We start from the raw sequence: 1,846 nt of genomic DNA on the forward strand, positions 1-1,846 counted from the left end.
CAGTCACCAGACCATTCCATATTTGGTTTTCAGAAAATCCATCGAACAACAGAGAGAGATCATGATGTGAAAGATTTCACCCCTTAAAATTCATGAAAAAATTGTCTTGATATCGTGTGCCACTATATATCGCCCATTAAAGGTCGGAAGGAAGGGAAAGTTTCCTTTCCCTTCCGCTCCAACTGTTGCATTTTCTCGGACATTTCGAGCAATTGCACGAAACGTCTGCGGTCAAATGCGTCCGTGTTCAGCACCGAATCGTGCATTTGTCACACCCCCAATATCTGGGAGGCAATTCCCCCAAGCGACTCTTGGATCACCTGTATCGCTTGGCCAATCTCTTTTCGATCCGGATAATTTTGATTCAACTTTTGCAAGTCGGACACCAACATTTTCAGCTTCTTTGTTGCTTCAACCGCCTGTTCAGGCGTGTTGTTTTGTTTTACCGACTCCAAAATGCTTTTCATTTCGTCCCTTACCTCATCCAGTTTTGTCTTTACCGGGTCTTGCGCGTGTTTTTTCACTATCCCGGCGACCTTATCCCGTTGTTCAGGACGCTCCCACAAGCTGTTTTTGAGGATCAAAATGTCCTCGACTACCGCCTGTCCTCTTCCTTCGAGTACCGCCTTGGCACGGATCACGGAAAGCGATTGCTTGAAGCGCCGGTCGGAAGGCCGTATTCCCTCATCCATGAGTTCGCGGCGGATATTGGCCAGCGTCGTGTACACTTCGTCGGGGATTGTGACGGTGTCGCTAAAGAATTGCAGTTCATAAAGTTCGTCGATGGTCATGTCCGCCGGAACCGCCCGAGGGCCTCTCATCATGGAGAGAAACGCTTGGTCTTCGCCGATATAACCTACTTCAAAACGCAGCAGGAACCGGTCAAACAGCGCCTCCAGCCCTTCGCCTTCCTCCGGGTACTCGTTGGATGCTCCCACCAAGGTCATGAGCGGAACCTGCACCGGATGTCCGTTGTTGTAAAACAGCCTTTCGTTTATGATCGTAAGAAGGCTGTTTAGGATCGCCGAATTTGCCTTGAAGATTTCGTCCACGAACGCAAGGTGCGCCTCCGGCAACTTTCCGGCGATGTTCCGTTTGTAGATGCCTTGCTCAAGTTCCTTCAGACTCACGGGGCCGAACAGCTCCTCCGGCGTGCTGAACCGGGTGAGAAGCCACTGGAAATGGTTCGCTCCGGTGATCCGCTTCGTGAGCCCGGAAACCAGGGCCGATTTTCCGGTGCCAGGCGGTCCGATGAGCAGGCAGTGCTGCCGGGCGATGAGGGCGACGATCAAACCTTCAATCACTTCATCCCGCTCGGCAAATTCCTGGTTAAGTGCGTTTTGGATGGCTTTGATTTTCATGACGACCCTCCAGTTCCAAAATGGTTTTCAGAATTTCAAAAATGGCCAGCGTCATGATGATTTCGCGGATTATCCGGCTTTTCCACACTCTCAAGAGACGGTCAAGAAATCGAAAGACTTCAAAGACGTCCGCGCCGCGCTCTTTGCGCTTTTGGACAGCTCGTCTGATCGCCGCACAGATTTCCGTGGCGAGATCGTGTTTCAAAGGAATCCCCCGCTTTTAAATCGAGTAGAAGGGGGCGGCTAGCCCCCGTCCTCTCACACCACCTGGCATGCGGGTCCGCACCAGGCGGTTCCGAAGAGTTAACGAAATGCCAAGTAACATTCAAGCATGCTGACCAGCCCTTGCGCCTGAAAATATCGGGTGTCAAGGGCGTTGTTCAGGTTGCGGGACATCTCCCATGGCCCCCGGCGTGAGTTCGCCATCATATGGACGAAGTGTTCCGGTACCCCCAGCGCCCGCAGTTCACGGTAGCGCGTCCCTG

At 52.3% G+C, this 1,846-nt stretch carries 2 protein-coding genes and 1 pseudogene; all 3 read right to left on the reverse strand.

Going from position 1 to position 1,846, the window contains the following annotated elements; translation table 11 throughout:
• Positions 1-269: 269 nt before the first annotated feature.
• A complete protein-coding gene (locus BAA01_12275; protein ID OUM89895.1) occupies positions 270-1,361 on the reverse strand; it encodes an ATPase in 1,092 nt (363 codons plus the stop codon).
• A complete protein-coding gene (locus BAA01_12280; protein ID OUM89896.1) occupies positions 1,330-1,566 on the reverse strand; it encodes a hypothetical protein in 237 nt (78 codons plus the stop codon). Before BAA01_12280 ends, BAA01_12275 begins: the two co-directional genes overlap by 32 nt.
• Before the next feature lie 98 nt (positions 1,567-1,664).
• Positions 1,665-1,846, reverse strand: a pseudogene (locus tag BAA01_12285) (hypothetical protein).

It is taken from the genome of Bacillus thermozeamaize (genome assembly GCA_002159075.1).
Taxonomy (GTDB): Bacteria; Bacillota; Bacilli; order ZCTH02-B2; family ZCTH02-B2; genus Bacillus_BB; species Bacillus_BB thermozeamaize.